Origin of the sequence: Microvirga sp. KLBC 81, assembly GCF_003075415.1 — a bacterium.
In the GTDB taxonomy this organism is placed as follows: domain Bacteria; phylum Pseudomonadota; class Alphaproteobacteria; order Rhizobiales; family Beijerinckiaceae; genus Microvirga.
The window spans coordinates 1-4,485 of sequence record NZ_QDAH01000169.1 but is presented as its reverse complement, the minus strand read 5'-3'; the positions used below and the strand labels follow the sequence as shown (position 1 = coordinate 4,485).

Sequence of the window (4,485 nt, the reverse complement as noted above, 5' to 3'; positions counted from 1 at the left end):
GCGGTGGCGGTGGTGCTGCGCGACAAGAAGGCGTCGACGAGCTACATCCAGCGCCGGCTGCAGATCGGCTACAACCGGGCGGCATCGATCATGGAACGAATGGAAAAGGGTTTTGTCGCAAATCCTGACTATAGGCACAATGGGTGCGAGAAGGGCTTGAGAACGATTATGCGGCGAGCCGCTCAAACTGTTCGGCCAACGATAGCAGAGCCGCACGGACACACTTCGCCTGTCCTTTGCGGATCATGTGAACCATCTCGATGCCGCCCAGGATCGCCTGAGCGCTGTTCATCGACTTGAATCCGAGCATGGGCCTGACCCGTCTCTTGACGGCCCGATGATCCTGCTCAATCCGATTGTTCAAATATTGGCTCTGCCGGATCCGGATCGGCTTGAGCTGAAGTCGTGATCGGTCTTGTAGTCGGTCTGTCGTATCGCAGGAGAGGATCGCCTCGCGATTGGTCTGACTGCCGTCGATCACGATCCGCTCGGGTCGACCATGCCGGTTGAGTGCCTTACGTAGGAACCGTTTGGCAGCTGCCACATTCCGCCTTTCACTGAACCAGAACTCGACGGTGTCGCCGTTGCTGTCGATAGCACGGTACAAATACATCCACTGCCCGCGCATCTTGATATACGTCTCATCGAGATGCCACCTGCCGGTGACTGGGCGCTTGCGCCGGTTGAACTGCTCCAGCAGGAGCGGGGCGTAGTGGATAGTCCATCGATGAATCGTAGCGTGATCTACGGCCACACCTCGTTCGGCCATCATCTCTTCCAGATTGCGCAGGCTCAGGCTGTAAGCCAGGTACCACCGGACGCACAGCAGGATTACAGAACGATCGAATTGCCTGCCCTTGAACATCTCGCATCACCCTCTCTCGCCAGCGCAGGCCATAGCCCCACGAGAGGAAAGAAAGAGTTGCGACAGAGCCGTTCGTAGCCGACGTTATGGGTCGCCTCGGCGACGAAGCCGGTCTCAGCCTTCTCGACGAGCAGCTTGGCCGCCACACCGCCGATGGCGTAGCCGCGCGTACGTACTGTGGTGAGCCCGGGCGGGACCTCGGCGGCAATCTCGTAATCACCGTATCCTGCCAAGGCGAAGCGCTCCGGCACCGGCCAGCCACGTCGCATGCACTCGAACAAAGCACCCACGGCAAAGATGTCAGTGACGCAGACCATGGCCTGGAGGTCTGGCTCCCGCCCGAGGAGATGATCAAGGGCGACTCGTCCGCCGGAGAAACCCAAGGATTCGGACCCGAAAAACAGTAAGTCGTTTCGAAGGCCGGCTGCGGACAGGGCATCCTGGAAGGCACGCTGGCGTTCTCGGAATCGGAGGTCGCGGGGCTCGAAGCCTGCGAAACCGATGTGGCGATAGCCGCGGCTGATCATCAGTTCCGTCAGTGCACGAGCGGCCTCGTAGTTCGAGAATCCCACCACCATATCAATGAATGGGCCGTCAAGATTCCAGGTCTCAACAACAGGGATCCGCGCTGCTTCCAGCAGAGAGTGAACCTCTGGGCTATGCTCGGTGCCGGTGAGCAGGAGGCCGTCGACCCGGCGCCCCAGGAAGGTTGTGACAGCCGCCAATTGGCGCTCCGGCGTATCCGCCACAGCGAGGAGCAATTCGTAGCCTCGCTGCTCCAGGTGATCGGTGAGGCCTTGGATCATGCGGGCGAAGTTCGAGTTGCGTAACGACGGCACGACGGCAGCGATGACACGGCTGCGGCCAGACGCCAAATTCCCAGCGATCAGATTGGGTATGTAGCCGAGCTCTGCCGCCGCCGCGAAGATACGCTCACGCGTCTCGGCGCGTACTTTTCTAGGCTGCTGGAACGCATTCGATACCGTCATCAGCGACACGCCCGCCGCACGGGCGACGTCCGACATCTTGACTGGCACTGTGCGTTCCGACTGGCGCTGGCTCATGCGACCTCATACGTGCGAGGAGCGACTGGAGACGGGGTGCCCCACATAGCCGCTCTGAAAAGCAGAGTCCCCCGCATGAGGCGGGACTGGCATTGAGTAGCGGACGAGCATTCGTTCGTGAAGAGGGGCTCCCTAAACACCTAACCAAGGGGTCGACCGGCAGTGCGTCCCATGTCGAGATCAAGTGAAGCAGCTACCGAATGGTGTGTTCTATCCAGAACCATCGCCCGTTGACCAGATCGGTCTCGAACGATGTCCGCGGCACACTCCACCCTCGGAGACTCCTGTGCCTATGCCGGAACCGAGCCCAAGACGGATCAGGAGGCCGATGATCTCGGCATCGAGGACGCGGTCATTCGCGAGCTAGCCCGCTCTCTGCAGCCGCCGCGGGGCTGATAGTGGGCTGATACAATCATCTCAGGATGATCGTTCCCTAGACATGTGAGTGCAACCGCATTGTGCAGGAGGTGAGGGGGGTTACTTGGGACCAGCCGTTAGGTTCTGGACCGGGAGCCTGACATTCGGCTCACAAGAGCTGGTTGTAAGCCACCACGACAGCAGTTTCAGGCAATCCGATGGCAATGAGGAATCTTCGCCAAGCATGGGCAGGTGATTGTCCGATCGAGAGCTGATCTTATGCTTCGAGTGAACGGCATTAACACGTCAGAAGGTGTTCCGGGGGTAGTCAGAACGCAGGACGATTTCAGATCAAAGCCTGCAAACAACGATCGATTTGAATGTTGACGTTCGCCGACCAAGCTCGTAGGTCCCCGTCTTCCCCAAGTTCATAACCAGCGTATGAGATGAAGCGGAATCCAAAACCCTTCTCGGTCGAGATCAAGAAATCCCGCAGTCCCAACCAACGTCATCAACTCCTGCCAAGACGCCTGTTTGAGATGGTACCGGTCGAGACCACACAGGTCTTCCAGAAGGAAGAGCCGCAAGCTGTGCCTGAACCGGCCGCCGCCCCGCGCATTCTGCCGAGCATCGTTGAGCCGGTGTGGCGTAACTCCGAGGCCGTTGAGCCTGTCCGTCGCAGGCGCCGTTCGGGATCAAAGGTCGATCAGGGTCAGAGCGAGCTTGATCTGAATCCGATCGCCGCTGATGGCACGAATGACGCGCCCGCAGAAACGCTCGTGATCCTGGACGCCGTGTCGCAGATGGACGCTGCTGTCGTTGCAGAAGCCGCAGCACCTGTGCATGAGGCTCAGGCTCAAGAGGTTGAGAGCGCGAAGGCAAAGCCACGGAAGAAGGCTGCTAAGATCATCAGGCCGGCGAGAGCATCCGAACCTATGTCCCAGCAGGAGCAGGCATCGGCGACAAAGGTGAGTGAACCATTGCCAGCGGAGCGAGCGCGAACGACCCATCATCTCACGCTAACCAAGCGCCCGGCCGCCGCTGCTCGGCTCCCGCGCCACGAACGCTGGAAACGGCGCCTTCATCCCGCTGCTTGGTGAGAGGCTTTTTTCGCGAGAAGGACAGCTTCTCGCCCTCTGCCGCACAAATTCAAATTCCATGATGTTTGCTCAACGACATTGGGGTTCATTGTAACAGACGCGAGTTTGGGATGAACATCTCCCCAGCTTGATCATTGATGAAGTGCTTCCGGTAAGGGGAACAATGATGTCCGACACTCTGTCTGCTGCAGCCATCGCCACTCGCCACGACGAGAAGATCCGGCAACGGGCTTACGAGATCTGGGAGAGTGAGGGCCGCACCGGCGATCCTGAAGAGCATTGGTTCCGGGCACAGCGTGAGCTTGATGATCAGGGTCAGGAGCGCTCTGTCCCAACTGTGGCGGATGCTTCCCCCGCCGCTGCGGCCGAAGCGAACTCGTCCGCCACAGGTGAAATTCCTGATGAGCGGTTTGCCGATTAGCTGACGCGGCGAAGATCCCACGGGATGGCGCAACACCCCGACTGTATGCCGAGAACCGGCGGTGGCAGCCCTCCATGGCGACGCCTGAGATCATCGAGCCGTCCCCACGGACCCGAACAACCCTATTCAAGCTCCGGGCGCGGCAATGCTACTTCATCATCTCGGATAGGGACAACAAAAAGGCCGCCCCACACCAGGAGCGGCCGTTCCTAACAGCGGAGAATCCGCATCATGTGTGGAGGCGTCCTAAACCTTCAGGTCAACCGCCGACTCCTTGCCGGTCTTGCGGTCGGACTGAACCTCGTAGGAGACCTTTTGCCCTTCGCTCAAACCTCTGAGGCCAGCTCGCTCAACCGCACTGATGTGCACGAAAACATCTTTGCCACCGGTGTCCGGCTGAATGAAGCCATAACCTTTGGTTTCGTTGAACCACTTCACAGTACCCGTCGCCATTGTCGTCTGGATTCCCTGTCCGTTGGCGCGAATGGTGTCTTCATGCCATTCTGCCTTTGCCACCATGTCCCCAGCGGAGGAAAGCTAGTTGCGATACCAAGGGTTGGCAAGGATCAAAGGAATGACCCTCCTCAAGTACTCGACACCTGGCTCTGTCGCGAATTTTCGATGTTGACAGAAAGAGGGCTATTCCGCCCGTAGGCCTCACGCAGCCAATCTGTTGAA

General features: G+C 59.2%; 6 protein-coding genes and 1 pseudogene. 4 read left to right on the top strand and 3 right to left on the bottom strand.

Annotated features, from left to right (window positions below; all coding sequences use genetic code 11):
* Nucleotides 1-126, top strand: a pseudogene (locus DC522_RS37050) (DNA translocase FtsK); the annotation flags it as partial.
* 40 nt (nt 127-166) lie between these two features.
* Here the strand turns inward: DC522_RS37050 and DC522_RS32515 are convergent.
* Nucleotides 167-865, bottom strand: a complete 699-nt coding sequence (locus DC522_RS32515; RefSeq protein WP_116532556.1) for an IS6 family transposase — start codon at nt 863-865, stop codon at nt 167-169.
* Nucleotides 832-1,929, bottom strand: a complete 1,098-nt coding sequence (locus tag DC522_RS32510; protein WP_116532555.1) for a LacI family DNA-binding transcriptional regulator — start codon at nt 1,927-1,929, stop codon at nt 832-834. The genes DC522_RS32515 and DC522_RS32510 overlap by 34 nt, the downstream gene beginning before the upstream one ends.
* A 252-nt stretch (nt 1,930-2,181) precedes the next feature.
* Between DC522_RS32510 and DC522_RS35275 the strand changes: the two genes are divergently transcribed.
* The 3 genes from DC522_RS35275 (at nt 2,182) to DC522_RS32500 (ending at nt 3,807) form a co-directional block, all read left to right on the top strand.
* Nucleotides 2,182-2,325, top strand: coding sequence for a hypothetical protein (locus DC522_RS35275; RefSeq protein WP_165820428.1), 144 nt, complete (start codon nt 2,182-2,184; stop codon nt 2,323-2,325).
* A gap of 407 nt (nt 2,326-2,732) precedes the next feature.
* The gene (locus DC522_RS32505; protein ID WP_116532554.1) at nt 2,733-3,386 is read left to right on the top strand and encodes a hypothetical protein; all 654 of its coding nucleotides are present in this window, start codon (nt 2,733-2,735) and stop codon (nt 3,384-3,386) included.
* A gap of 163 nt (nt 3,387-3,549) precedes the next feature.
* Nucleotides 3,550-3,807 carry a DUF2934 domain-containing protein gene (locus DC522_RS32500; RefSeq protein ID WP_245444733.1) on the top strand — a complete coding sequence of 86 codons (258 nt, stop codon included), beginning with the start codon at nt 3,550-3,552 and terminating at the stop codon, nt 3,805-3,807.
* A gap of 246 nt (nt 3,808-4,053) precedes the next feature.
* Here the strand turns inward: DC522_RS32500 and DC522_RS32495 are convergent, their stop codons facing one another.
* Nucleotides 4,054-4,260 carry a cold-shock protein gene (locus DC522_RS32495; RefSeq protein WP_116532557.1) on the bottom strand — a complete coding sequence of 69 codons (207 nt, stop codon included), beginning with the start codon at nt 4,258-4,260 and terminating at the stop codon, nt 4,054-4,056.
* Between the last annotated feature and the right edge of the window lie 225 nt (nt 4,261-4,485).